The sequence below is a fragment of the Nonomuraea sp. NPDC050394 genome (assembly GCF_044459065.1).
Classification (GTDB): domain Bacteria; phylum Actinomycetota; class Actinomycetes; order Streptosporangiales; family Streptosporangiaceae; genus Nonomuraea.
In genome coordinates this window covers 853,025-878,079 of record NZ_JBITIO010000002.1, presented here as the reverse complement: position 1 = coordinate 878,079, position 25,055 = coordinate 853,025, and the positions used below count along the sequence as shown (strand labels likewise).

Here is a 25,055-nt window from a genome sequence, read left to right as displayed (position 1 = left end):
TGACTCGGCGTGGAGAACGCCTTTCAAGTTGACCTGCGCGGTGTCGTCGATCTCCTGAGCCGGCACCTGTATTCCAGCCCGCGTGTCTACGTGCGCGAGCTGCTGCAGAACGCCGCCGACGCGATCACGGCCCGCCGTACCGGCGACCCCGACGCCCCCGCGGCGGTGACGATCGAGGTCGGCGACGGCCGGATCGAGGTCAGCGACAGCGGTGTCGGGCTCACCGAGGACGAGGTGCACCTCCTGCTGGCCACCATCGGCCGCTCCTCCAAGCGCGACGAGCTCGGCTTCGCCCGCCACGAGTTCCTCGGCCAGTTCGGCATCGGGCTGCTGTCCGGTTTCCTCGTCGCCGACGAGATCCGCGTCGAGACCAGGTCCGTCACCGGCGCGCCCACGGTCGTGTGGACCGGCCGCTCCGACGGCCGCTACAGCGTCGAAGCCGCCCGGGCCGAACGCGCCGAGCCGGGCACCACCGTCACCCTGGCCGTGCGCGCCGACGCCGCCGACTGGGTCACCGAGCGCACCGTCACCGAACTGGCCGGGCTCTACGGCTCGCTGCTGCCGATCGACGTCACCGTCAACGGCCGCCCCACCACCGTCGGCGGCCCGCCCTGGCAGGCCCGCCACGACGGACCGGAAGACCGGCGCGCCGCCCTCATCGCCTACGGGCGCGAGCTGTTCGGCTTCACCCCGTTCGACGTGCTCGACCTGAACGTCCCGGAGGCCGGGCTGAGCGGCGCCGCGTTCATCCTGCCCAGCCAGGCCAACCCCGCCGTCAAGGGCGCCCACCGCGTCTACCTCAAGCGCATGCTCCTGACCGAGCACGCCGAAGGGCTGCTGCCCGGCTGGGCGTTCTTCGCCCGCTGCGTCGTGGACGCCGGCGAGCTGCGCCCCACCGCCTCCCGCGAGGCCCTCTACGAGGACGACCTGCTGGAGCACGTACGCGAGCAGCTCGGCGCCCAGCTACGCGCCTGGCTGGTACGGCTGGCCGAGACCAACCCGGACGGCCTGCGCGCCTTCCTGCGCCTGCACCACCTCGGCGTCAAGGCCCTGGCCCTGCACGACGACGACATGCTCCGCCTGGTCGACCGCTGGCTCGAGTACGAGACCAGCTCAGGGCCCATGACCCTCGCCCAGTTCCGCGCCCTGCACCCGCGCGGCCGCTACACCGCGAGCGTCGACGAGTTCCGCCAGCTCGCCGGCGTCTCCGGAGCCCAGGGCATCGGCCTGCTCAACGGCGGCTACGTCTACGACGGCGACATCCTGCGCGGCCTGTCCCGCATCGACCCCGAGGCCCGCCTCGAACCCCTCGACCCCGCCGAGCTGGCCACCCACCTCGCCCCCGTGGAGCCGGCCGCCGAGCTGGCCGCCCGCCCCTTCCTCAACGCCGCCGCCCGCGCCCTCGACCCGCTGGGCTGCGAGGTCGTGCTGCGCGACTTCGACCCCGCCTCGCTGCCGGCCCTGTACCTGACCAGCCGCGCCGCCGAGCACCACGCCCAGCTGCGCGAGGCCAAGGACGCCAGCGACGAGCTGTGGGCCGACGTGCTCGGCGCGATGGAGCGCTCCCTGGCCGCCGACCGGCCCCGGCTCGTGCTCAACCACCGCAACCCGCTCGTCCGCAAGGTGCTGTCGCTCAGCGACATGAACCTCGCCGCCACCGCCGTGGAAGCCCTCTACGGCATGGCGCTCCTGCACGGCCACCACCCGCTGCGCCCGGCCGACAGCGCCGCACTCAACCGCTCCTTCCTCGGACTCCTTGATTGGGCCACTTCGTGATCGACATCGACGACCTCATCGACGAAGCCTCCGACCTGCCCTACGGCGAGGCCAGGACCCTGCTCCTGGAGCAGGCGCTGCGCCACGCCGAGTCGGGCGGCGACCGCGAACAGATCCTCGCGGTGCGGATGGAGCTCACCGAGGCCTACCAGTTCGGCTCGGAACCGGCCAAGTCGTTCGCCACCTTCTCCCGCTGCGTGGCCGACTTCGACGCCGACCCCGAACTGTTCGACGACTGGCAGACGCACACGCTGCTGTGGCAGTACAAGTGGATCGTCGACTCCATGCGCGACTTCCCGCAGGTCCCGCTCGGCCGCGCGCACGACGCGCTGGCCGAGATGGAGCGCCGCTACCGCGAGGCGGGCACCGGCCTGCACGCCGTGCACGCCCAGCGATGCATGGTCGCCGGGCACGTCGGCGACCGGGCCGCCGCCGAGGAGCACTTCCACCACTGGACCATCACGCCGCGCGACGAGATGTCCGACTGCGAGGGCTGCGACCCCGACGGCAAGATCATGCACCTGGCCGCGCTGGGCCGCGACGAGGAAGCGGTCGCGCTCGCCGCCCCGGTCGTCGCCGGGCACCTGACCTGCGAGAACCAGCCGCAGAGCATCCTCAGCTGCCTCCTGCTGCCCTACGTCAGGACGGGCCGGCACGCCGAGGCCGCCCAGGCCCACCTCAAGGCGTACCGGCTGATCGAGGCCCTTCCCCACTACACCAGCAACCTCGACCTCCACCTGGAGTTCCTGGCCCGCACCGGCAACGAGCATCGCGGGCTCGAGATCCTGCGGCGCGAGCTGCCGCGGCTGGAGGAGCGGGCCTCGCCGCACACGCTCATGAGCTTCCTGGGCGCGGCCGGGCTGCTGCTGCGCCGCCTGGAGGAGCTCGGCCACGGCGACCTCGCCGTCGCCGTGGGCGCCGCCGAGACCTCCGTCGCCGCGCTGCGGGCCGAGGTGACCGGGCGGGCGCGCGAGCTCGCCGCCGCCTTCGACACCCGCAACGGCACCCGGGAGCAGAGCTCCAGAATCGAAGCCTGCCTGGCGGCGGAACCGCTGGTCGACCACCTTCCCCTGGTGCCCCACGCGCGCCGCGTCACCCTTTCCGGTACGGCGCCGCGCGAGGGCGAGACGCCCGCGGCGGAGACCCTCCCCTCGATCAGGGTCTCCGGCGCCGACCCGGCCGTGGCCGAGCTCGCCCGGCTGGCCCAGGAGCACGCCGATGCCGGACGCCGCCAGGAGGCGCTCGACCTGCTCGCCGGCACACGCGACGGCTCACTGCTGTTCCTGCGCGCCCGCCTGGAGGAGCCCGTCACGGCCGCGCGCACGCTGCGCGCCGCCCGCGTGGCCCTGCGCGCCGAAGGCGACCTCGCCCTGCTGGCCACCGCCGCCCTGACCCACGGCGAACTCCTGCGCCACCTGGCCACGACCCCCCAGGACGCCGAGCTGGACACCACCCCGGACGAGCTGCCGGAGGAGCCGGGCTCGCTGGAGGAACTGCTGGCCGCCTACGGCGAGGCCGCCGCGGTGAGCAGGGACCCGGAGCAGCGGGCCGTCGCCCACGCGGTCCGCGGCGAGGTGCTGGTCGCGGTCGACCGGCCAGAGGAGGCGGCGGAGGACCTGATCGAGGCGGTGGCTCTGTTCACCGCGCTGGGCGGCACCGCCAACGCCGCGCTGGCCCGCGTCGACCTGGCCGCCGCGTACCTGTCCACGGACCGGGTGGTCGAGGCCGCCATCGCCGCGGAGGAGGCGCTCGGCCTCCTGGAACCCGGCGACTACGACAACCGCGTCAACGTCCAGTGGACCAGAGCGCACGCCCGCCGCATGCTCGGCGAACCGGAGGCGGCGCTGGCCGACTTCACCGAGCTGGCCGGGCGCTACGCCGAGCCGATCCGCGCCGCCCGCGCCTGGGAGGCGGCCGGCATGCTGCTGGGCGAGCTCGACCGGGACGAGGAGTCGTCCGGCGCGTTCTCCCGGGCCGTCCAGAACTACGTGGACGCCGGCGCCCGCGACGAGGCCGGCACCGCGATGCGCAAGCAGCTGTCGGCCCTGCATTGGTCCGGTCAGGCCAAGGCCGCGCTGGAGGCGGTGGCGCCGGTCAGGGATTTCCTGCGTACGCTCGACGGCGGGCAGGCGGCGTTCGAGCTGGCGGCGCTCGACTACGACGAGGCCAGGATGCTGCTCTCGCTCGACCGCCACGAGGAGGCGGCGGTCCGCGCCCGGGAGGCGGTCGCCGCCTTCACCGCCCTCGGCCTGGCCGACCTCGCCGAAGCCGCTGCCGACCTCCTCGAGCACCTCGGACAGCCGGATCAGGACTGAACGCTCTCGTCCTCCTCGTCGGGCGCGAGCACGTTCCGCCGGATCGTGACCACCGTGATCAGCGCGGCCACCAGCATCATGCCCGCGCTGATCAGCATCGCCATCTCGAAGCCCGCGTCGAACACCCCGGGCTTCTTGAAGGCGTCGCCCACCAGCCCCACCACCGGCGGGATGGCGGCCACGGCGAACAGGCTGCCGGTTCTGGCCACCGCGTTGTTGACGCCGCTGGCCGTACCGGCGTAGCGCTCCTCCGCGCTGGCCAGGACGGTGGCGGTGAGCGGGGCGACCACCGCGGACAGGCCCAGGCCGAAGAGCGTGACCGACGGCATGACCTGCAGCCAGTACGAGGAGCCTTCGCCGATCGTGCCCATCCACAGGAACGCCGCCCCGGCCACCAGGATGCCGATCGTCATGGGCCAGCGCGGCCCGGCCCGCTTGGCCAGCTCGCCCGCCCGTGACGACAGCAGCAGCATGAGGATCGTCACCGGCAGCATGGCCGAGCCCGCCGCGATCGGCCCGAACCCGGACACCACCTGCAACTGCACCACCAGCAGGAAGAAGACGACGCCCATGGCGGCGTACACGATGAACGTGACCACGTTGATCGCGGTGAACACGCGGTCGCGGAAGATCCCGACCGGCACGAGCGCGTCGGGCGAACGCCGTACCTGCACCCAGACGAACGCGGCGCCCAGCAGGAGCCCGGCGATGAGCGGGACCGGGGTGCCCGTCTCGATGAGGCCGTAGGTGATGCCGGCCAGCGCGAGCGCGGCGAGCGCGGCGCCGAGCACGTCGAAGCGGCCCGTGGCCTGCTCGTCGCGCGTCTCGGGCACGTGCCTGATCGTCACCCACACCACGAGCGCGGCGAACGGCAGGTTGATGAGGAACGCCCACCGCCAGCCGGCCGACTGCACCAGCCAGCCGCCGAGCAGCGGGCCGATCGCGCTGGCCACGCCGCCGAGCCCGGACCAGGCGCCCACCGCGCGCGGACGTTCGCCACGCACGAACGAGGCCTGGATGATCGCCAGGGAGCCCGGCGTGAGCAGCGCGCCGCCGATGCCCTGCAGGGCACGGGCGGCGATGAGCATCTCGATGTTCTGCGCCGCCCCGCACAGCGCGGAGGCGATCGCGAACCAGACGGTTCCGATGAGGAAGACCTTGCGCCTGCCGTAGCGGTCGCCGAGCGAGCCGCCGAGCAGGATGAGACCGGCCAGCGTGAGGGTGTAGGCGTTCACCGTCCACTGCAGCCCGGCCATTCCGGCCTTCAGCTCCTCGCCGAGGGCCGGCAACGCGACGTTGACCACGGTGCTGTCGAGCATGGCAAGCCCGGAGCCCAGCACGGTCGCCGCGAGGATCCACCGCCCCTGTGCGGATTTAAGAGTGATGTGGCCGTTGTCCATGGGGCAATCCTGTCACCGGGTTCCGAGAACGCCCGGCCGCCCCCGGGTTCCGCGTCAGCCGTGGCCCAGCGCGCGCAGGACGAAGCCGGAGACGAGCTTCTCCGCCTCTTCCGGCGTCAGCGTGCCGCTGATCAGGGGAACCCGCTCGGCCCCGATCACCGCGAGGATCATCCGCGCGGTCGCCTCCACGTCGGTGACCTGGAAGGCCCCGCTCTCCAGGATGCCGACGAGCACCCGCTGCATCGGCGCCACGTGCTCGGCCAGCTGCTGGTAGGCGTCGGGGCCGAGGGTGGCGCTCAGATCGGCGGCGCCGGGGTGCGGGTGGGCCAGCAGCCCGGCCAGCTGCAGGCGGATGAACGCGCGCAGCCGGTCGGCGGGGGAGGCGTCCGCGGGCAGGTCACGCTCGTAGCTGTCGAGAAAGTACTGGGTGACCCGCTCGGTGAAGGCCAGCAGCAGCGCGGCCTTGTCCGGGTAGTAGTTGTAGAGCACCGTGCGGGTGATGCCGGCCTCACCGGCCACGTCGGTCATCGAGATGGCGTCGATCCCGTGCGCACGCGACAGCCGCGAGACCGCCTGCAGGATGCGGTCCTGCGTCTGGGCGCGGTGCTCACCTATGGTCGCGGCACTGATCCGGGGCATAACCTCATGTTAGGCGTACGGCGCCGCCTAAGCCGCTGCCTTGACCGTGTGAAGGAGTTCGGCCAGGACCTCGGTGTTGAGCTGGTAGGCCAGTTTGACCTCGCGGATCACCCGCCGCTGCTCGCGATCGTCGAGGTTGAGCGCGTCCAGGCGGGTCCGGTACTCGTTCTTGAACCGGGGCAGGCTGCCCACCTGGTCGAAGATGTAGAAGTCGACGCCGCCGCCCTTGGAGTAGCCGTAGATCTTCTGCAGCTCCATGCGGATGAACTGGCCGCCGGACAGGTCGCCCATGTATCGCGTGTAGTGGTGGGCGATGTAGCCGCAGGGCCAGTCGGCGACCTGGTTGATCCTGGCCACGAGGGTGTGGGTGGCCTTGGAGGGGGCGATCCGGTCGCGCCAGGCGGGGCCGTAGACGGTGTGGAGGTCGCGTTCCAGGGCTTCCTGGCGGTAGAGCTCGGGGAAGACGAAGCGGCCGGCGACCGGGTCCCCGGCCAGCGCCTTGGACGCGCCGTCGAGCGCCAGGTAGGCGAAGTAGTGCTGGGCGATCATCTCGCCATACTCCTGCGCGCTCAGGCGGCCGCCCATGAGCTCCTTGAGGTAGCTCTCGTCCTCGGCCGATTCGTGGTCGGCCCAGGTGGCGGTCTTCAGGATCTCGGAGAACGACGTCACGGCTCACCCCGTACTGGACTGGTGTTTCACGACACAGTGTCACAAAGCGTGGGGCGGCCGTCAAGCTGACACTGTGTCATCAACCCTGAAGGTCACCACCGGCGGGCCTTGGGTGGCTGGGGGCTGTGCGTGGTGCGCCGGGTTCCGGGCGCGGTGGTGCTCGCCGTACCGGCGCTCAAGAGCTGGGGTCGCGCGGTCTCGCCGCGGGCTTGCCCCGAGCGGGGTTGCAGGGGGCTTGAGGGTGTGGGGGGAGCGTCGCGTGTTCTCGGGCGGGGTTACCGGGGTGGGCGGGTGTAGCGGTGTTTGGTGCCGGGTGGGAAGTAGGTCGGGTCGGCGGTTTCGCGTAGGCGGATAGTCGGGGTCTGGTGGGGTTCTGGGACGTAGGCGGTGAACTCGCTGTTCAGGCGGTTCAGCTGGGTGCGGATCGAGGTGGCGGCCAGCTTGGACAGGGATGGGGTGGGTGCGGTGCCGGGGGAGAGTTCTATGGTGATGGTGAGATGGCGGTCCCGGGTGCCGTCCTCTTCCACCTCCATGACGAACTTTCCGGTGACCGAGCCCGCGATCTCCGGCTGCTCCAGGCCGATGGCGATGTTCTCCGGGTAGATGTTGGCGCCGTAGTACGACACGGTGAAGTGGCTGCGTCCGAACACGTACGCGAACGGGTGCTCGGGACCGGGGGCCGAGGGCGTGAGGCCGTGGGACCGGGCGAAGGCGAGCATGTCGGCGTACGGGATGAGGCCGCCTTCGTCGGCGATGTGGTAGCGGATCAGCGGGATGCCGTTGTCGCCGGTGAAGACCAGCGTGCCCGCGTGTTCCTCGAAGTAGCGCACGCCCGGGTCGTACTGGACCAGCGTGGGCAGCCGGGACTCCCCGAACAGGCGCCTGGCCGGATCGGGACGGGCTGACAGGAAGCGGCGCAGTTCGATGGAGAGCGGGGTCTCGTTGCCGAGGACGCCCGCGTCGGCGGTGCCGTACAGGCCGGCGGTGGATGTGACGGGGTCGGCGATGCCGGCGCGCTCGCACACCAGCGTGCGCCACTCCTCGCTGAAGACCTCGCCCGCCGTGACCAGCTTGAGGTTGTACGCGGGCCAGCCGGACCCGGCGTCGATCACGTCCTTCAGGAACGGCGGGTAGCCGAGCAGGACGACCTGGTCGAAGTGCGGCGCCAGCGGCGGGATCACCCGCAGGATCTCGCGCTTGTCGCTGCCGGGCGCGATCGCGGTGACGCGGTGGCCGCGCTCGGCCAGGTGGCGCACGCAGTTGAGCGTGAACAGCCCGCCGACCCAGGTGCCGAGGGCGAAGCAGACGACGGCGAGCGTACGGCGGGTGCGGGTCTCGAAGGTGTCGAACACCTCCTCGAAGCGGTCGGCGATGACCCGCTCGTCGGCGGCGGAGCGGGGCCAGAAGGACGGTTCGCCGGTCGAGCCGGAGGAGACGGCGATCATGTCGCCGATCACGCCGCCCCTGCACAGGTCGGGCAGGGGGTAGCGGCGCGTGTAGGTGTCCTTGGTGGTCAGCGGGAGGTCGTGGAACGGCGTGGTGCGGGGGTCGGCGCCGTGCGAGGCGAGGAAGGCGCGGTAGGCGGGCACGCTGTCCGCCACGTCGTGGAAGAGCTGGACCGGATCCACGGTGCGACTGTACGCCACTCCGGACTTGCTGCGCAGCTGTCACAGAATCACGAAAGTTTTCATCAAAAGATTGCAAGCAAGGAAACGCCCCGGTAACGTCCCGGGCAATCCTCGCGAACCCCCCACAGGAGAGCCCGCCCATGGACCGTCGCCGTTTTCTCCAGCTCAGCGCCCTGACCGCCGGAGGCACCCTGCTCAGCGCCTGCGGCGGAGGTGGCGCCCAACCGGTCAAGGCGGGCCCCACCGGCACCGCGGCCACCGGCGAGATCACCGTGTGGAGCTGGCAGGGGCCGGCGGCGATGATGAAGGAGCTGGTCCCGTCCTTCACCAAGCAGTTCCCCGGCGTCAGGGTCGACGTCCAGGACATCGGCAACCCGGCCATCTGGGACAAGATCACGACCGGGCTCGCCGCCGGCGGGCAGGGGCTGGGCGACGTGCTGCACATCGGCGTCGACTATCTGCCCGCCTATATCGAGAAATTTCCGGACGGCCTCGCCGACCTCGTCCCCCTCGGCGCCGACAAGCACAAAAGCAGCTTCGCCCAGGGCATGTGGGAGACCGTCAGCCGCGACGGCAAGGTCTACGCCCTGCCCTGGGAGGCCAACTCCGCGGGCTTCTACTATCGCGCCGACCTCTTCGAGAAGGCCGGCGTCGACGTCGAGGCCGTCCAGACCTGGGACGAGATGATCGAAGCCGGGATCAAGCTCAAGGAGAAGACCGGCGTCCAGCTCCTCGGCATCGACAAGGCCGCCACCCAGGCCGACTCCGCCAACCTCTTCCAGGCGCTCATGCAGCTCCAGGACGCCTTCTACTTCGACATGCGGGGCAACATCACCCTCGACTCGCCCGCCGGGGTCACCGCACTGACCATCATCAAGAAGCTCAACGACGCCGGCCTGGTCGCCGACTACGGCGGCGGCTGGGAGGCGATGATCGGCTCGATCAAGAAGGGCGGCGTGGCCGTCCAGCCGATGCCCACGTGGTTCGGCGGCATCATCGAGGAGACCGTCCCGGCCGAGAAGGGCAAGTGGAAGGTACGGCTCCCGCCCGCCGTCACCCGGGGCGGCAAGACCTCGGCCGTCGTCAACTCCACCCACCTGGCCGTCACCGGCACCGGCAAGCACCGCGAGGCGGCGTTCGCCTTCGCCGAGTTCGTCCTGACCCGCCCGGAGAACCAGGTCGCCATCTACAAGGGCAAGGGCATCGCGCCCGCGCTCATGTCCGCCTACGAGGACCCGGCCTTCCACCAGGCGTCGCCGTTCTTCAGCGGCCAGAAGAAGGGCGAGATCTTCCTCGACTCGCTCAAGCAGCCCTCCTACGTCACCAACTACTCCGCCGACTACCCGCGCGCCCTCAAGGCCGTCACCGACGCGCAGACGAAGGTGCTGCTCAAGGGCGCCGACCCGGCCGCGGCGCTCAAGGAGGCGGCCGACCTGATCGCCGGCCAGACCGGCCGCAAGGTGCTGCGGTGACGGCGAGCGCCCTCAGGTCGCCGACGCGGCTGGCGCCGTACCTGTTCGTGCTGCCCGCCGTCGCGCTGTTCGCGATCTTCAAGCTGTACCCGATCGCCTGGTCGTTTGTGCTCAGCCTCTTCAGGACCGACGGGGCACTGCAGACGTTCGCCGGCACCGCCAACTACGAGCGTCTGGCCGGCGACCCGCTGTTCTGGACGGCGCTGCGCAACACCGCGCTCATCATGGTCGTCCAGGTGCCGCTCATGCTGGGGATCGCGATCGCGCTGGCGGTGGCGTTCAACTCGCCGCTGCTGAAGCTGAAGGCGTTCTTCCGGCTGGGGTTCTTCCTGCCGATGGTGACCGGGCTGGTGGCGTACGGCATCCTGTTCGGGGTCCTGCTCAACCCGCAGGGCGGGCTGGTCAACTGGTTCCTCGGGCTGTTCGGCGTCCCGGAGATCCCCTGGCTCACCGACACCCTGTGGGCGCGCATCGCCGTCGGCCTCGCGCTGACCTGGCACTACACCGGCTACAACGCGGTCATCTACCTGGCCAGGCTGCAGGCGCTGCCCCGCGACCACTACGACGCGGCCTCGGTCGACGGCGCGGGCGCCTGGCGCCGGTTCTGGCACGTGACGCTGCCGGGACTGCGGCCGGTGCTGCTGCTCACGGTGGTCATGTCGACGATCGGCACGCTGCAGCTGTTCGACGAGCCGTACGTGCTGACCGGTGGCGGCCCCGACAACGCCACCCTGACGCTCGGCATGTACCTCTACATGAACGGCTTCCGCTACTTCGACTTCGGCTACGCCTCGGCCATCGCCTACGCGCTGGCGGTCATCATCGCGATCCTCAGCATCGTGCAGTTCAAGTTCCTGGGTGAAAAATCTTGAAAGACAAAGCATGAAAAAGGTGATGCTGACCTCCACGCTGCTCATCACCGTCACCGTCGTCCTGGTGCCCTTCTACTGGCTGGCGATCGCCAGTACCCACAGCACCGGCGACATCTTCGGCAGCCCGCCCCCGCTGCTGCCCGGCGGCCACCTCCTGGACAACCTCGCCAACCTCGAAGAGGGCATCGGCTTCAGCAGGACCGTGCTCAACTCCCTGCTGATCTCGCTGATCTACACGATCCTGTCCGGCGCGGTCTGCACCCTGGCCGGGTACGGCTTCGCCAAGTACTCCTTCAAGGGCAGGGAACTCCTGTTCGGCCTGCTCATGCTCGGCCTGGTCATCCCGAGCCAGGTGACGCTGGTGCCGTTGTTCAAGATGATGCTGGCGCTCGGCTGGCTCAACACCTACCAGGCCATCGTCCTGCCGAACCTGGCGCTGCCGTTCGGGATCTTCCTGATGCGCCAGAGCATGTCCGCGCTGCCGGACGAACTCCTGGCGGCCGGCCGCGCCGACGGCTGCGGCGAACTGCGGCTGTTCGTCCGCGTCGTCCTGCCACCGATGCGCCCGGCTCTGGCCGCCCTGGGCATCTACCTGTTCCTCTACCAGTGGAACGACTTCGTCTGGCCCCTCATCGCGCTCCGCACCAAGGACGCCTACACCATCCCGCTGGCCATCGCCTCCCTGCAGGGCGCCACGGAGACCGACTACGGCCAGATCCTCGCCGGAACGGCCGTCGCCGCCCTCCCGATGGCCGTGCTGTTCCTGTTGCTGCAACGACACTTCGTGTCCGGACTTCTCGCTGGAGCTGTGAAAGAGTGAGCGTCACGACGGCGGGGCTGATGCCCGTGCCCACCGCCCACCTGCTCGATGACGTACGGCTGGCGGTGCTGCCCGCCTCCGCGCGCCGGGAGCTGAAGCGGCTGCCCGGTGGCGCCGCGGTGCTGGAGATCCACTCCGGGGAGGAGATGGAGATCCGGTTGTCGGTGGCGCTCGGGGACGCCGTGGGGTTCTGGCACCCCGACTGCCGCTGGAGCCGGACGATCGTCGCCGACTGGGCGGGGCGGGCCGACATCTCGCTGGTCAAGGGGGCCGCGGCCGGTTGTCTCTATGACAGCTCCGGCCGGACGATGCTGGCCTTCGCCGCCGCCGATCCGGTGCCCGAATGTTCCATGAGGTTCGGGGTGTCGGAGGAGAACAAGGCGTTCGTGGTGCATCTGCGGGCGCCCGCCGGGACCTACCGGCTCTACCTCGCGCCCCGGTCGGAGAGCGTCGCGGTGGCGATGCGGCTGCTACGGGCCGAGCTGGGCCGGGGGCCGGCCCCGGTGCCCGCCGCGGCCCGGGAGCCGGTCTACTCCACCTGGTACGGCTTCAGCCAGGCCGTCGGGGCGGCGGCCGTGGAGGAGGAGGCCCGGCTGGCGGCGGAGCTGGGTTGCGGCGTGGTCATCGTGGACGACGGCTGGCAGGAGAAGGGAAACGGGCGCGGCTATCCCGGCGTGGGCGACTGGCGACCGGATACCACGAAATTTCCGGATCTTAAGGGTCATGTCGCCCGAGTGCGGGCGTTCGGCCTCAAGTATCTGCTCTGGGTCGCGCCGCTCCTGCTCGGGGCCGATGCGGACTGCTTCGACGCGCTCGCCCAGTACGCTCCCGCCTCCGGTGGACCGCCCGGCGCCCGCGTGCTCGACCCCCGCCGCCCCGAGGTCCGGCGGCACGTCGTGGACACGTGCGCCCGCCTGGTCCGCGACTACGGCCTCGACGGGCTGAAGATCGACTTCCTGGACGACGCCATGGTCTACGCCGGCAAGCCCACCCACGGCGACGTCGCCGACGTGGGTGAGGCCATGCGCCTCCTGCTGACCGAGGTGCGGGCGGCGCTGGGGCCCGAGGCCCTGATCGAGCTGCGCCAGCCGTACGTGGGGCCGGGCATGGCGGGCTTCGGGAACATGCTGCGGGCCGACGACTGCCCCGCCGACGCCGTGGCCAACCGGGTGCGCACGATCGACGTCGGGCTGCTGGCCGTGCGCGGGGCCGTTCACTCCGACATGCTCATGTGGGACCCGGCCGCGCCGCCCGCGAGCGCCGCCAGGCAGCTGATCGGGGCGCTGCACGCCGTACCGCAGATCTCCGCGCGCCTGGCCGGCCTCGGCGCCGAGCAGCGCGAGATGCTGCGCTTCTGGCTCGCGCAGTGGCGGCGGCTGCGGCCGCTGCTGCTCGACGGCGAGGTCGAGCCGGGCCGCCCGGACGAGCTCTACCCCGTCGTGCGGGCCGCGCGCGGCGACGCCTGCGTCATCACCGTCACGGCCGAGCGGGTGGCGGTCCTGGACACCGCCGGGCACCGTAAGATCACCTTGGTCAACGGTACGGCGGCGCCGCGCCTCGTCGTCGAGGTCGCCGGGCCCGGAGGGGTGTTCGCCACCGTGGTCCACGACGCCGCCGGCCGTATCATCGAGCGGGCACGGCGGCGGCTGGAGCCCGGCCTGAGCGTGCTGTCCGTGCCGCCCTCCGGGCTGGCGACTCTGGAGGGGACCCCGTGAAGATCGGCATCACCGAGCTGGCCGCCCGCGCGGGCGTGAGTGAGGCCACGGTCAGCCGGGTCATCAACCGGCGCTCCGGTGTCGCCGCCAAGACGCGCGAGGCCGTCGAGCGCGCCATGAACGAGCTCGGCTACGAACGCTCCACCCGCGGCCAGATCGTCGCGGTGATCACGCCGTGGCTGTCGAACCCGTTCTTCTCCGAGGCCAGCGAGCTGATCGAGGGAGCGCTGGCGCCCCACGGGCTCAAGGGCGTGCTCTGCCCGGCACTGCCCGGCGGTATACAGGAGCGCGAGTTCGTCACGTCGCTGGCCGACCACGGCGTGGCCGCGGTGGTGTTCCTGTCGGCCAGCAACACCGTGGAGGGCGCCGACCCCGAGACCTTCAACGTGCTGGCGGCGCGCCGCATCCCGTTCGTCGGCGTCAACGGCGGGTTCGAGGGCCACGACGCGCCCGTCTACTCCACCGACGACTTCCAGTCGGCCGAGCTGGCCGTCGACCACCTGTGGGCGCTGGGGCACCGCGCGATCGGCATCGCCTCGGGCCCGGTCGGCAACCAGCCCGCCGACCGGCGGGTCAAGGGCTTCCGCGCGGCCCTGGCCAGGCGCGGCGCGGCCGAGACCGAGCGGTGGATCGTCCGGCAGCACTACACCATCGAGGGCGGCCAGTCCGCCGCGCTGAGCCTGCTCAAGCAGGGTGTGACCGCGATCGTCGCGGCCAGCGACTTCATGGCGCTCGGCGTGATCCGCGGTGCCCGCCGCGAGGGCCTGTCGGTGCCCGCCGACCTGTCCGTGGTCGGGCACGACGGTTCCATGATCATGGAGTTCGCCGATCCGCCGCTGACCACCGTCCGCCAGCCGGTGGACCGGCTGGCCAAGGAGGTCGCCCGGGGTGTGGTCGCGCTGGTGAGCGGCCGCGAGGTGCCCACGGGCGAGCTGCTGTTCAACCCCGAACTGGTCGTGCGCGGCTCCACGGCTCCGCCCCGCGCCTGACCTCTGTCGTCCCGCCCCCTTCCTTCGGTAGTACCTCACGATTCATCCGATCATCGGGAGACCCCATGAAACGCGTCGTGTTAACCTCCGCCCTCCTCGCCGCCGCCCTCGTCAGCCCCGCCGAGGCCGCCTCCGCCGCCGCACCGCTCGTCATCGTCAACCCCGGCTTCGAGAAGGGCCCCGAAGGCTGGACGTTCACCGCCGGCTCCGGCGTCGCCACCAACAACCCCCACGGCGGCACCCGGCTCATCTACCTCGACTCCGGGCCCGGCAAGAGCGTCAGCCAGTCGATCACGGTGCCGGCCGCCGGCCGCTACTCGATCTCCGCCTGGATCGCCACCGGCGGCGCGGGCGGCACGTTCTCCGCCAAGGTCAACGGCACCGAGGCGGCGAGCGTCACACTGCCCGCCCGCGGCATCTACAGCCGCTACACCCTGTCGCGCCTGAGCCTCAACGCCGGCGACACCCTGGAGATCGTGTTCGGCTCCGGCGCCGGCTGGGTCAACGCCGACGACCTCATGATCTCCCCGGCCGCCCCCGCCGACCCGCGGGTGAGCTCGGGCAACCCCAAGGTCGTCGCGATGTTCGACTGGGCCAAGGCCAAGGCCGCCGGGTGGGTCCACCAGGACGGCGTCGTCGGGCCCATCAACATCGGGGCCACCAACCCGGTCGACCCGGGCGAAGCCCCGTACACCGCGACCTACTGGGGTGGTTACGCCCACCGCACCGCGTACTACTCGCGTGACTTCGCCCACCAGCTCGACGGCGCGCACATCCTGGGCTTCGACGCCGAGAACAAGAACATGCTGCGCTCGTTCGCCGCCAGCGCCACGCCGGAGCACAAGTTCTATCCGGTGTGGGCGATCAACTTCGACGCCAAGACCTGGCACACCATCGACTACAAGTCGCCCACGAACTTCGTGCGCGAGGTGCCGGCCACGTTCGAGCTGGTCGAGAAGGCCAACCAGGCCTTCCGCTGGACCGGCGACCGCGCCTACCTCGACGACCCGGTCTTCTGGGACTACTACCGCAACGCCACGACCGGCTTCGTCGAGCAGCACGACGGCGCCAAGCCGAACGGCGTCGCCGAGGGCACCGGCAGGGGCATCTTCCAGGGCGTGGCCAGCTACAACGAGGTCAGCCGCGAGCCGCTGGCCGAGGCCGGAGACGGCATCGGCGCCCAGTACCAGGCCTACCGCGCGCTGGCCGACATGGCCCTGGACAAACGCGAGATACGCCTGTCGATGGAGACCGGGGCCCGCGCCCGCGACCTCAAGCGCTACTTCAACCAGACATGGAGCGTGAAGCCCGGCTCGGAGGAGTTCGTCCGCGCCTACACGATCGACGGCGCCCCGCTGACCGGCTTCGGCAAGGAGAACAGCTGGTTCATGCCGATGAAGGGCATCATCGACGCGGGCCCGCGCAACGACGCCTACCTCGACTTCGTCGACACGCAGGCCTCGGGCCCCGACCGGCCGGCCAACATCGAGGCGATCACCTACCTGCCCGACACCTTCTTCCGCCACAACCGCAACGACACCGCCTGGAAGTGGATGCAGCACGTCTACGACCAGCGCGACGCCCGCCACGTCAGCAACCGCCAGGGACTCAACGGCGACTACCCGGAGGTGCCGTTCACCCTGGTCAGCCAGACCGTCGAGGGCCTCATGGGCGTCCAGCCCGACGCCCCGAGGCGCACGGTCGCCACCCAGTCGCGCCTGCCCGGCGACATCCCCTGGCTGCGCGTGGACGCCGTCCCGGTCGGCGGCGGCACCGTGGACGTCCGCCACGACGGCCGGACCTCGACCACCTTCACCAACCGCACCGGCGGGCTCACGTTCTGGGAGGCCCGCTTCCCGGCCGGGCACCGCGAGCTGACGATCGCCGGGCACCGTGTGCCGGGCATCCAGAAGACGATCGACGGCGTCCGCTACACCGTCGCGATCCTGCCGGTCCGCGACGGCCAGACGGTCACGGCCTCGGTCACGAGCTGACGTTCGCGGGACCGGCGGCGTTCAGTCTCCCGGGCGGACGAGGCCGGTCTCGTAGGCGTAGACGATGGCCTGGGCGCGGTCGCGCAGGCCGAGTTTGGTCAGCACACGGCCCACGTGCGTCTTGACCGTCTGCTCCGAAAGGATCAGCTTGGCGGCGACCTCCTGGTTGGACAGGCCGCGCGAGACCAGGACGAGGACCTCGGTCTCGCGCTCGGTCAGCCGGCCCAGGCGGCGGGTGGACGGGGCGCGCGGGCCGCCGAGGCGGGCGAACTCGCGGATGAGGCGCCGGGTCACCGCGGGGGCCAGGAGGGCGTCGCCGCCGGCGACCACACGGACGGCCTCGGCGAGCTGGATGGCCGAGGCGTCCTTCAGCAGGAAGCCGCTGGCACCGGAGCGCAGGGCCTCGTAGACGTAGTCGTCCAGATCAAAGGTGGTCAGGATCAGGATTTTGGCCGGAATATCCTCGCGTTGAGCGATGATTCGGGTTGCTTCAAGGCCGTCCATCACCGGCATGCGGACGTCCATCAGGATCACGTCGGGCCGCAGCTGCGCCGCCCGCTCGACCGCCTGCGCGCCGTCGGCCGCCTCGCCCACCACCTCGATGTCGCTCTGGGCGCCGAGGAAGACGGTGAAGCCGGTGCGTACCATGCCCTGGTCGTCGGCGATCATGACCTTGATCACGCCGCCTCCAGGGGCAGCCGGGCGACGACCTCGAAGCCGTCGGCGATCGGCCCCGCCTCCAGGGTGCCGCCGAGCAGCACCGCGCGTTCCCGCATGCCCACGAGCCCGTGCCCGGCCCCGGCCGAGGATTCGGCGGGCCCGGCGCCTGGGCCGTTGGCGACCCGTACGACCAGTTCGTCCCGCTCCCGCGCGACCTCCAGGGAGACGGTCGCGCCCGGCGCGTGCCGCATGACGTTGCTCAGCGACTCCTGCACGATCCTGTACGCCGACAGTCCCACGGCCTGCGACACCTCCTCCACCTGCGGCGATCTTCTGAACAACACGGCCAGCCCGGCCGCCCGCGCGTTGGCCACGAGCGCGTCGATCCGCTCCAGGTCCGGCTGCGGCGTGGTCTCCTTGCGCCCGTCGGCGTCGCGCAGCACACCGAGCACCTGCCGGAGCTGGGCGATCGCGTCCAGCGACAGCGAGCGGATCACCGCCAGCCCCTCCTCCAGCTGCCTGGCGTCCCCGGCCGCCTTGAGCGGCACCGCCTCGGCCTGGATGGCGATCACCGACATGTGGTGCGCGACCACGTCGTGCAGCTCGCGCGCGATGCGCGCCCTTTCCTCCAGTACGGCCTGCGCCCCCTCGGCCACCACCTTGAGCTGCGACTCCTCGGCCAGCTTCGCCGAGGCCCCGCGCCGGGCCCGCACGTTGTAGCCGAGCACCAGCGGCACCGCGAAGACGGCCCCGCCGATCGGCAGCACGTTGGCGTTGACCACCCCGAGGAAGAGCATCGACACGACCCACGCCACGATCGACACGGCCTCGGAGTTGCGCGAGGCCACGGTGTAGAGGACCAGCAGGTACGTCAGGACCAGCGGCCACGTGTACGTGACACCCTGCTCGGGGAACCCGTCGATCATCCGGTCGACGTACACGTACGCGGGCATGGTCACCAGCGCCGTCCGCCACGCTCCCAGCGGCCAGCGGTCCCGCAGGGCCACGGGCAGGGAGAGCGCCAGGAAGGCCGTGTTGAGCACCAGCGCCCCGGGCGGCTCCATGTTGCGCTCGTCGAGCCGCACCCACAGGTCGGTCGCGGCCGTGCCGAAGAGGAAGAGCGCGAGGGTCAGGTCGGCCAGCCGTACCCCGTCGAGGGTGGTGAAGGGGGCCAGCCAGCGCGGCGCGGTGACGCGCGTGCGGCGGTTGGCGAGAGGAGGCGGCTCGGCTTTGCCCGTGAACAGTGCGAACTTCACCAGCCGCACCAGGGCGGATATCACCTGAATGACCTTATGTCCGGCGCCAGGTAGCCCGCGTCACTCTCAAGGGGTACTTACATGATTACGATCGCCGTGAGCGAACATCGGCAAGCTTGGGAACAATCAGAGGCTCTGATGAATTGAGTCGGTATAACTCAACCCTTTGGAGTTCGCATGAGTGAGAAGCTGATCCTCCCGGTGCTGCCGCTGGACGACGAGGTCGTCCTGCCCGGAATGGTGGTGCCGCTCGACCTGTCTGACTCCGAGGTGCGTGCCGCGATAGACGCCGCCCAGGCATCCGGTGGCAACAAGCCACGGGTGCTTCTCGTTCCCCGGATCGACGGCAGATATGGCGCGATCGGCGTGCAGGCCGTGGTGGAGCAGGTCGGAAGACTGCCGGGCGGTGAGCCGGCGGCGGTCGTACGCGGCGTGAACCGCGTGCGCGTGGGCACCGGCACCACCGGGCCCGGCGCGGCCCTGTGGGTCGAGGCCGACAGCGTCGACCGCGTGGAGGCCGGGGAGCAGGCGCATGAGCTGGCCCGCGAGTACAAGGCGCTGGCCACGACCATCCTGCAGAAGCGCGGCGCGTGGCAGGTGGTCGACCAGGTCAACCAGATCGACGACCCCTCCGTGCTGGCCGACAGCTCCGGCTACACGCCGTGGCTGACCACCGCGCAGAAGGTCGAACTGCTGGAGGCGCCCGACCCGGCCGACCGGCTCGCGAAGCTGGTCGACTGGTCCCGCGAGCACCTCGCCGAGCTCGACGTCGCCGAGACGATCCGCAAGGACGTCCAGGAGGGCATGGAGAAGCAGCAGCGCGAGTTCCTGCTGCGCCAGCAGCTCGCCGCCGTCCAGAAGGAGCTCAGGGAGCTCAAGGGCGACTCGGCCGAGAGCGAGGAGGAGGACTACCGCGTCCGCGTCGAGGCCGCCGACCTGCCCGAGAAGGTGCGCGAGGCCGCGCTCAAGGAGGTCGACAAGCTGGAGCGGACCTCCGACCAGTCGCCCGAGACCGGCTGGATCCGCACGTGGCTCGACACCGTCCTCGACATCCCCTGGAACACCAGGACCGACGACACCTACGACATCAACGGCGCCCGTGAGGTGCTGGACTCCGACCACACCGGCCTCGACGACGTCAAGGACCGCATCATCGAGCACCTGGCCGTGCGCAAGCGCCGCCAGGACAAGGGCCTCGGCGTGGTGGGCGGCCGCCGCAGCGGCGCCGTCCTCGCCCTCGCCGGTCCTCCCGGAGTCGGCAAGACCTCGCTCGGCGAGTCCGTCGCGCGCTCGATGGGCCGCAAGTTCGTCCGCGTCGCCCTCGGCGGCGTACGCGACGAGGCCGAGATCCGCGGCCACCGGCGCACCTACGTGGGCGCGCTGCCCGGCCGCATCGTCCGCGCGATCAGGGAGGCGGGCTCCATGAACCCCGTCGTCCTGCTCGACGAGGTCGACAAGGTCGGCGCCGACTACCGGGGCGACCCGACCGCGGCGCTGCTCGAAGTACTCGACCCGGCCCAGAACCACACCTTCCGCGACCACTACCTCGAGGTCGAGCTCGACCTGTCGGACGTGCTCTTCCTGGCCACGGCCAACGTCCTGGAGGCCATCCCCGGGCCGCTGCTCGACCGTATGGAGGTCGTCACCCTCGACGGCTACACCGAGGACGAGAAGCTCGCCATCGCCCGCGACCACCTGCTGCCCAAGCAGCTCAAGCAGGCCGGTTTCGAGGCCACGGAGATCTCCTTCGAGGACGGCGCGCTGCGCCGCCTGGCCACCGAGTACACCCGCGAGGCGGGCGTGCGCTCCCTGGAGCGCGCGGTCGGCCGGGTGATCCGCAAGATCGCGGCGAAGGACGAGGTCCCCGTCACGGTCAGCGCCGAGGCGCTCGTCGACTACCTCGGCCGTCCGCGGTTCGTGCCCGAGTCGTCGCTGCCGGAGTCCAAGCAGCGCACCTCGGTGCCCGGCGTGGCCACCGGCCTGGCGGTCACCGGAGCGGGCGGCGACGTCCTCTACGTCGAGGCGTCGCTGGCCGACCCCGAGACCGGCGACACCGGGCTCACGCTCACCGGCCAGCTCGGCGACGTGATGAAGGAGTCGGCCAGGATCGCCCTGTCCTACCTCCGCAGCCACGGCGCGGAGCTGGAACTGCCGGTCACCGCGCTGAAGGACCGGTCGGTGCACGTGCACTTCCCGGCCGGCGCCGTCCCGAAGGACGGTCCGTCGGCGGGCGTCACGCTCACCACCGCCCTGGCCTCGCTGCTGTCCGGCCGCCTCGTCCGCAACGACGTCGCGATGACCGGCGAGATCTCCCTCACCGGGCGGGTCCTGCCGATCGGCGGCGTCAAGCAGAAGCTGCTCGCGGCGCACCGGGCGGGCATCACCACGGTGCTCATCCCGGCCCGCAACGAGCCCGACCTGGACGATCTGCCCCAGGAGATCCGCGACGAGCTGACCATCCACGCGGTCGGCGACGTGCGCGAGGTCCTGGACATCGCCCTCGCCCCGGCCAAGGTCGCCGCCTCCGCGGCCGCCTGACGCCTCCCGTTCCTGCCCCGCCGTACCAGCTGGATCTGGTACGGCGGGGCAGCTTGGCGTTCCCCGTGAGGCAGCTCACAACGGGCCGGGGGAATAGGGCGCGGTAAAGAGGTCGTTGGCACCAGCGTGAACGAGGCATACACGACAGACATGAGCGCCATGGGCGACATCATGTGTCGGGGCATGCGCCGAATGCGGGCGATGGCCTGTCCGGCCCGCTGAGCGACCCGCCCGCCCGTTCTCGCCGAAGGTACTTCCTCATGATCGCACCACCCAGCTACGTGCTGCGCAGGCTCAGCCACCTGCCCTTCCACCCCGGCACGCGCTAGCCATTCCCCCTCACCAGCCTGTTCCAGCTTGAGTTCGTCTCAGCGGCCCGCCGGCGCGTGGTCGCCATCCGTGATGGGGAAATTTCGTGATCCAGGCTTCTGGCCTGCGCAAGCAGTACGGGGACACCGCCGCGCTCGACGGCGTCGACCTGCACGTGCGCAAGGGCGAGATCTTCGGCGTGCTCGGCCAGAGCGGCGCCGGCAAGAGCACGCTGCTGCGCTGCGTCAACCTCCTCGAACGCCCCGACGCCGGCACCGTCACCGTCGACGGCCAGGACCTGACCCGGCTCGGCGACCGCGAGCTCAACCAGGCCCGCCAGCGCATCGGCATGATCCACCAGCACTTCGCCCTGCTGTCGTCGCGGACCGTCGCGGGCAACGTGGCGTTCCCACTGGAGGTCATGGGCGTGCCCCGGGCCGAACGCGAACGCCGCGTGGCCGAGCTCCTCGACCTCGTCGGGCTCGGCGGGCGCGGCGCCGACCGCCCGAGGCAGCTGTCCGGCGGCCAGAAGCAGCGGGTCGGCATCGCCAGGGCCCTGGCCGGCAACCCGGCGGTCCTGCTGTCCGACGAAGCCACCTCCGCCCTGGACCCCGCCACCACCGACTCCATCCTGGCGCTCCTGAAGCGCCTCAACACCGAACTCGGCCTCACCATCCTGCTGATCACCCACGAGATGAACGTCGTCAAGGCGGTCTGCGACTCGGTGGCCATCATGGCCGGCGGCCGCATCGAGGAATCCGGCACCATCGCCGGCCTCATCCGCACCCCGCTCTCGCGCCTGACCCGCGAGATCTTCCCCCTGCCCGCGCCGTCACCGGGCGACATCACCCTCACCTTCACCGGCCACGCCGACGAGCCGGTGATCTCGGAGGTCGTCCGCAAGTTCGACGCCGACGTCAACGTGCTGGGCGGCGCCATCGAAGACCTGGCCGGCTCCCGTGTGGGCCGCCTGCGCGTCACCCTCTCCGGCGACCCGGCCGCGCTCTCATACCTGCGCGACAAGGGCCTGCTCGTGGAGGTGGCCCCGTGACCCACTCCCATGCCGCCCGTCCGTCGCGGCGGCCCGCCGGTCTTCGTGCTCTTCCGGTTCGGGTGGCCGTCGTTGGTGCTCTTCCCGTTCGGGTGGCCGTCCTAGGCGCTCGTCCCGTTCTAGTGGCCGTTCTTCGCGCTCATCCGGTACGGCGGGGCCAGGTGGGCGCCGCCCGCCGCCGTGGGCTCGCGCCGATCATCCGAGCGCCGCGCACGTCGGACGTGGTCCCCGCCGCCACGACGCGGGCTTGGCCCGCCGCCGTGCCCCTGCCGCCCGCCGCACCTGCCGCGCCGCCCACCACCGGCCACCATCCCGCCGTCTCGGCGCGGGAACGCGGGCCGGGGTGGGTGCGTGTCGCGCCGGTCTCCGCCGCACCGCGTCTCGCCGACCCGGCGCCGCAAGGGCCCGGGGCCCGATGGCAAGGGGCTGCTTCGGGCCGCCCCGCTCTGGCTTGTGGCGACGCTCCGGAAGGCCGGGTGCCTCGGGTGGTCGTGGTGCCTCGGGCGGTCGTGGCGTGCCGTGGGGTCGTGGTGCCTCGGGCGGTGGTGGCGCGCCGTGGGGTCGTGGTGCGGCGTGGGGCCGGGCTGGTCGGGCCGGGCCTTGCGGCCGGAAGGACGAGGGCTGCCCTGGCGGCCGGGAAGCCGGGGGAGGGGGTCTTGTGACCTGGGATGAGATCGTTCCGCTGCTCTGGGAAGGTGCCGGGCAGACGGCGGCCATGGTGGGGCTGGCCACTCTGTTCACCGTGGTGCTCGGGCTGCCGCTCGGCGTCTCGCTGGTCGTCTTCGATCGGGGCGGGCTGCGGCCGGTTCCGGCGCTCAAGGCGGTGCTCGGGGCGGTCGTCAACGTCGGGCGGTCGCTGCCGTTCATCGTGCTGATGATCGCGATCATCCCGTTCACCCGCCTGGTCGTGGGGACGACGATCGGGACCGTCGCCGTGGTCGTGCCGTTGACCGTGGGTGCGGTGCCGTTCTTCGCGCGGCTCGTGGAGACGGCGCTGCGCGAGGTCGGCGGGGACGTGGTCCAGGCGGCCCAGGCCATGGGCGCGAGCCGTACCGCGATCGTGCGGAAGGTTCTGCTGCCCGAGGCGCTGCCCGGGATCGTCGCGGGGATCACCGTCACCGTGGTCGCGCTGGTCGGGTACTCGGCCATGGCGGGGACCGTCGGTGGCGGCGGGCTCGGGGACCTGGCCGTCCGTTATGGGTATCTGAGGTTCGAGGGGCAGGTCATGGTCGCCACGGTCGTGGTGCTCATCGTGCTCGTGCAGCTGATCCAGAGCCTCGGGGACCTTGTCGCGCGCCGTATGTCGCACAAGTAGTTCTTTCACATCAAAAGGAAGATCAATATGAAGATTCGCGCTTTCGTGGGCGTCGCGGCCCTCTCGTTGTTGCTCGCCGCATGCGGTACGTCGCAGTCCGCCACCAGCTCGGCCCAGCCGGCGGCCGAGTCGGCCGACACGGTGCTCAAGGTGGGCGCCAGCCCGGTGCCGCACGGGGAGATCCTCACCTTCGTCAAGGACAACCTGGCCAAGCAGGCGGGGCTGAACCTCGAGGTGGTCGAGTTCACCGACTACGTGCAGCCGAACGTCCAGCTCAACGAGGGCCAGCTGGGTGCCAACTTCTTCCAGCACAAGCCGTACCTGGACGACTTCAACAAGTCCAAGGGCACCAAGCTGAGCTTCGTCACCCCGGTCCACCTGGAGCCGCTGGGCCTGTACTCGAAGAAGATCACCGACGTCGCCGCGCTGGCGAACGAGGCGACCGTCGCGGTGCCGAACGACGCCACGAACCTCGGCCGCGCGCTCAAGCTGCTGGCCGACAACGGCCTGATCACGCTGAAGGAGGGCGTCGGCACCGCCGCCACCGAGCGCGACGTCACCGGCAACCCGAAGAAGCTGACCTTCAAGCCGCTGGAGGCGCCGCTGCTGCCCCGCTCGCTGGAGGACGTCGACGCGGCGGTCATCAACGGCAACTACGCCATCGAGGCGGGCCTGAAGCCGGCTTCCCAGGCGCTGGTGCTGGAGAAGACCGAGGGCAACCCGTACGTCAACGGCCTGGTCGTGCAGGAAGGCCACGAAAAGGATGCGGGTGTCGTGACGCTGGGCAAGCTGCTGCAGGACCCGAAGGTCAAGGAGTTCATCAAGAGCAAGTACGCGGGCGCGGTCATCCCGGCCGAGTGACCCGGAAAGTCGAGATCCCCCTCCACGGCGATATCCGGAGGGGGATCTTTATTATTTGTCAAAGATCGGGAAAAGCGCCTTATCAAGTAATTTGAAAGTGTTCGGCAATCCCCGCGGCGTACCAATGACGAGTCAGCACCACCTCTCCCGAGGAGGACCTCGAAGTGCGATTCGTCTCACGAATCCTGATCGGCGTCGCGGCGGCCACCATGGCCGCCGTAGCCGCCCCGGCCGTCGCCGGCGCGACGACCGCGACCACGTCGGCCACCACGACCGCCTCGTCCTACTACGAGGCGGACTGGGGGCCCTACTTCTCCAGCGACCACAAGTCCAAGGCCGAAGGTCACGTCAGCGTCGACAAGAAGCCGTACAAGTTCTGGTACTGGAAGACCTTCCACGTCAAGAAGCAGATCTGCTGGAAGGACAAGCACGGCAACAAGCACTGCAAGTGGGTCGTGGAGAAGGTCAAGAAGAAGGTGTGGAAGTGGAAGCACCACTACTTCTACACCGTCGACAGCAAGCTCACCAACACCAAGTGGTGGGGCGGCAAGAAGTGCGCGTGGGAGACGTTCAAGGTCGTCGGCTTCGACGGCTCGACCTCCTTCAAGAACTTCAGAAACTGCACCAAGAACCCGAAGCACTACTCGTTCTCCGGTAAGAACGCCGCGCACATCTACGTGGACGTGAGCCGGGGCGGCTTCTTCGGGCCGAAGAGCCACCACTCGGGCTGGCAGCCCGTGTACCACTTCTCCTGATCCCCGCGGTTGGGCGGCGAA

The 25,055-nt window shown here is 70.8% G+C and carries 19 protein-coding genes; 13 read left to right on the top strand and 6 right to left on the bottom strand.

Annotated features, from left to right (window positions below):
• Positions 1-9: 9 nt before the first annotated feature.
• A complete protein-coding gene (locus ACIBKY_RS12070; protein ID WP_397096671.1) occupies positions 10-1,776 on the top strand; it encodes an HSP90 family protein in 1,767 nt (588 codons plus the stop codon).
• On the top strand, positions 1,773-4,091 hold the full coding sequence (locus tag ACIBKY_RS12065) for a hypothetical protein (RefSeq protein ID WP_397096670.1): 2,319 nt from the start codon (positions 1,773-1,775) through the stop codon (positions 4,089-4,091). Before ACIBKY_RS12070 ends, ACIBKY_RS12065 begins: the two co-directional genes overlap by 4 nt.
• On the opposite strand, the gene ACIBKY_RS12060 is transcribed toward ACIBKY_RS12065, so the two are convergent.
• The 4 genes from ACIBKY_RS12060 to ACIBKY_RS12045 all read right to left on the bottom strand — a co-directional run bounded on the left by ACIBKY_RS12060 (position 4,082) and on the right by ACIBKY_RS12045 (position 8,427).
• The gene (locus ACIBKY_RS12060; protein ID WP_397096669.1) at positions 4,082-5,491 is read right to left on the bottom strand and encodes an MFS transporter; all 1,410 of its coding nucleotides are present in this window, start codon (positions 5,489-5,491) and stop codon (positions 4,082-4,084) included. The genes ACIBKY_RS12065 and ACIBKY_RS12060 overlap by 10 nt on opposite strands.
• A 54-nt stretch (positions 5,492-5,545) precedes the next feature.
• Positions 5,546-6,130, bottom strand: coding sequence for a TetR/AcrR family transcriptional regulator (locus ACIBKY_RS12055; protein WP_397096668.1), 585 nt, complete (start codon positions 6,128-6,130; stop codon positions 5,546-5,548).
• Between the two features lie 27 nt (positions 6,131-6,157).
• On the bottom strand, positions 6,158-6,799 hold the full coding sequence (locus ACIBKY_RS12050; RefSeq protein ID WP_397096667.1) for a heme oxygenase (biliverdin-producing): 642 nt from the start codon (positions 6,797-6,799) through the stop codon (positions 6,158-6,160).
• Between the two features lie 275 nt (positions 6,800-7,074).
• Positions 7,075-8,427, bottom strand: a complete 1,353-nt coding sequence (locus ACIBKY_RS12045; protein ID WP_397096666.1) for a phenylacetate--CoA ligase family protein — start codon at positions 8,425-8,427, stop codon at positions 7,075-7,077.
• A gap of 140 nt (positions 8,428-8,567) precedes the next feature.
• Between ACIBKY_RS12045 and ACIBKY_RS12040 the strand changes: the two genes are divergently transcribed.
• The 6 genes from ACIBKY_RS12040 to ACIBKY_RS12015 all read left to right on the top strand — a co-directional run bounded on the left by ACIBKY_RS12040 (position 8,568) and on the right by ACIBKY_RS12015 (position 16,289).
• A complete protein-coding gene (locus ACIBKY_RS12040; RefSeq protein WP_397096665.1) occupies positions 8,568-9,899 on the top strand; it encodes an ABC transporter substrate-binding protein in 1,332 nt (443 codons plus the stop codon).
• Complete coding sequence (locus ACIBKY_RS12035) at positions 9,896-10,771, top strand: carbohydrate ABC transporter permease (protein ID WP_397096664.1); 876 nt, start codon at positions 9,896-9,898, stop codon at positions 10,769-10,771. Before ACIBKY_RS12040 ends, ACIBKY_RS12035 begins: the two co-directional genes overlap by 4 nt.
• Positions 10,772-10,781: 10 nt before the next feature.
• Complete coding sequence (locus ACIBKY_RS12030; RefSeq protein ID WP_397096663.1) at positions 10,782-11,591, top strand: carbohydrate ABC transporter permease; 810 nt, start codon at positions 10,782-10,784, stop codon at positions 11,589-11,591.
• Positions 11,588-13,306 carry a glycoside hydrolase family 36 protein gene (locus ACIBKY_RS12025; RefSeq protein WP_397096662.1) on the top strand — a complete coding sequence of 573 codons (1,719 nt, stop codon included), beginning with the start codon at positions 11,588-11,590 and terminating at the stop codon, positions 13,304-13,306. The genes ACIBKY_RS12030 and ACIBKY_RS12025 overlap by 4 nt, the downstream gene beginning before the upstream one ends.
• Positions 13,303-14,295: a LacI family DNA-binding transcriptional regulator gene (locus ACIBKY_RS12020; protein WP_397096661.1), complete on the top strand. Its 993-nt coding sequence runs from the start codon at positions 13,303-13,305 to the stop codon at positions 14,293-14,295. The genes ACIBKY_RS12025 and ACIBKY_RS12020 overlap by 4 nt, the downstream gene beginning before the upstream one ends.
• A gap of 65 nt (positions 14,296-14,360) precedes the next feature.
• Entirely contained in the window at positions 14,361-16,289 is a 1,929-nt protein-coding gene (locus tag ACIBKY_RS12015) for a CBM35 domain-containing protein (protein ID WP_397096660.1), read from the top strand.
• A gap of 21 nt (positions 16,290-16,310) precedes the next feature.
• On the opposite strand, the gene ACIBKY_RS12010 is transcribed toward ACIBKY_RS12015, so the two are convergent.
• Together ACIBKY_RS12010 and ACIBKY_RS12005 are read right to left on the bottom strand one after the other, a co-directional pair.
• On the bottom strand, positions 16,311-16,970 hold the full coding sequence (locus ACIBKY_RS12010) for a response regulator (RefSeq protein WP_397096659.1): 660 nt from the start codon (positions 16,968-16,970) through the stop codon (positions 16,311-16,313).
• Positions 16,967-18,229: a sensor histidine kinase gene (locus ACIBKY_RS12005; protein WP_397096658.1), complete on the bottom strand. Its 1,263-nt coding sequence runs from the start codon at positions 18,227-18,229 to the stop codon at positions 16,967-16,969. The genes ACIBKY_RS12010 and ACIBKY_RS12005 overlap by 4 nt, the downstream gene beginning before the upstream one ends.
• A gap of 153 nt (positions 18,230-18,382) precedes the next feature.
• On the opposite strand from ACIBKY_RS12005, the gene lon reads away from it, so the two are divergent.
• The 5 genes from lon to ACIBKY_RS11980 all read left to right on the top strand — a co-directional run bounded on the left by lon (position 18,383) and on the right by ACIBKY_RS11980 (position 25,034).
• Positions 18,383-20,743 carry an endopeptidase La gene (lon, locus tag ACIBKY_RS12000; RefSeq protein ID WP_397096657.1) on the top strand — a complete coding sequence of 787 codons (2,361 nt, stop codon included), beginning with the start codon at positions 18,383-18,385 and terminating at the stop codon, positions 20,741-20,743.
• Between the two features lie 415 nt (positions 20,744-21,158).
• A complete protein-coding gene (locus tag ACIBKY_RS11995) occupies positions 21,159-22,103 on the top strand; it encodes a methionine ABC transporter ATP-binding protein (protein WP_397096656.1) in 945 nt (314 codons plus the stop codon).
• Between the two features lie 658 nt (positions 22,104-22,761).
• Positions 22,762-23,418, top strand: a complete 657-nt coding sequence (locus ACIBKY_RS11990) for a methionine ABC transporter permease (protein ID WP_397096655.1) — start codon at positions 22,762-22,764, stop codon at positions 23,416-23,418.
• Between the two features lie 27 nt (positions 23,419-23,445).
• On the top strand, positions 23,446-24,279 hold the full coding sequence (locus ACIBKY_RS11985; RefSeq protein WP_397096654.1) for a MetQ/NlpA family ABC transporter substrate-binding protein: 834 nt from the start codon (positions 23,446-23,448) through the stop codon (positions 24,277-24,279).
• Positions 24,280-24,443: 164 nt separating this feature from the next.
• Positions 24,444-25,034 carry a hypothetical protein gene (locus ACIBKY_RS11980; RefSeq protein WP_397096653.1) on the top strand — a complete coding sequence of 197 codons (591 nt, stop codon included), beginning with the start codon at positions 24,444-24,446 and terminating at the stop codon, positions 25,032-25,034.
• The last annotated feature ends 21 nt before the right edge of the window (positions 25,035-25,055 follow it).

Excerpts from the sequence above, each read along its gene's own strand:
- ACIBKY_RS11985 (WP_397096654.1), top strand. The coding sequence starts at position 23,446 with ATGAAGATTCGCGCTTTCGTGGGCGTCGCGGCCCTCTCGTTGTTGCTC.
- ACIBKY_RS12055 (WP_397096668.1), bottom strand. The coding sequence starts at position 6,130 with ATGCCCCGGATCAGTGCCGCGACCATAGGTGAGCACCGCGCCCAGACG.
- lon (WP_397096657.1), top strand. The coding sequence starts at position 18,383 with ATGAGTGAGAAGCTGATCCTCCCGGTGCTGCCGCTGGACGACGAGGTC.
- ACIBKY_RS12040 (WP_397096665.1), top strand. The coding sequence starts at position 8,568 with ATGGACCGTCGCCGTTTTCTCCAGCTCAGCGCCCTGACCGCCGGAGGC.
- ACIBKY_RS12060 (WP_397096669.1), bottom strand. The coding sequence starts at position 5,491 with ATGGACAACGGCCACATCACTCTTAAATCCGCACAGGGGCGGTGGATC.
- ACIBKY_RS12015 (WP_397096660.1), top strand. The coding sequence starts at position 14,361 with ATGAAACGCGTCGTGTTAACCTCCGCCCTCCTCGCCGCCGCCCTCGTC.
- ACIBKY_RS12030 (WP_397096663.1), top strand. The coding sequence starts at position 10,782 with ATGAAAAAGGTGATGCTGACCTCCACGCTGCTCATCACCGTCACCGTC.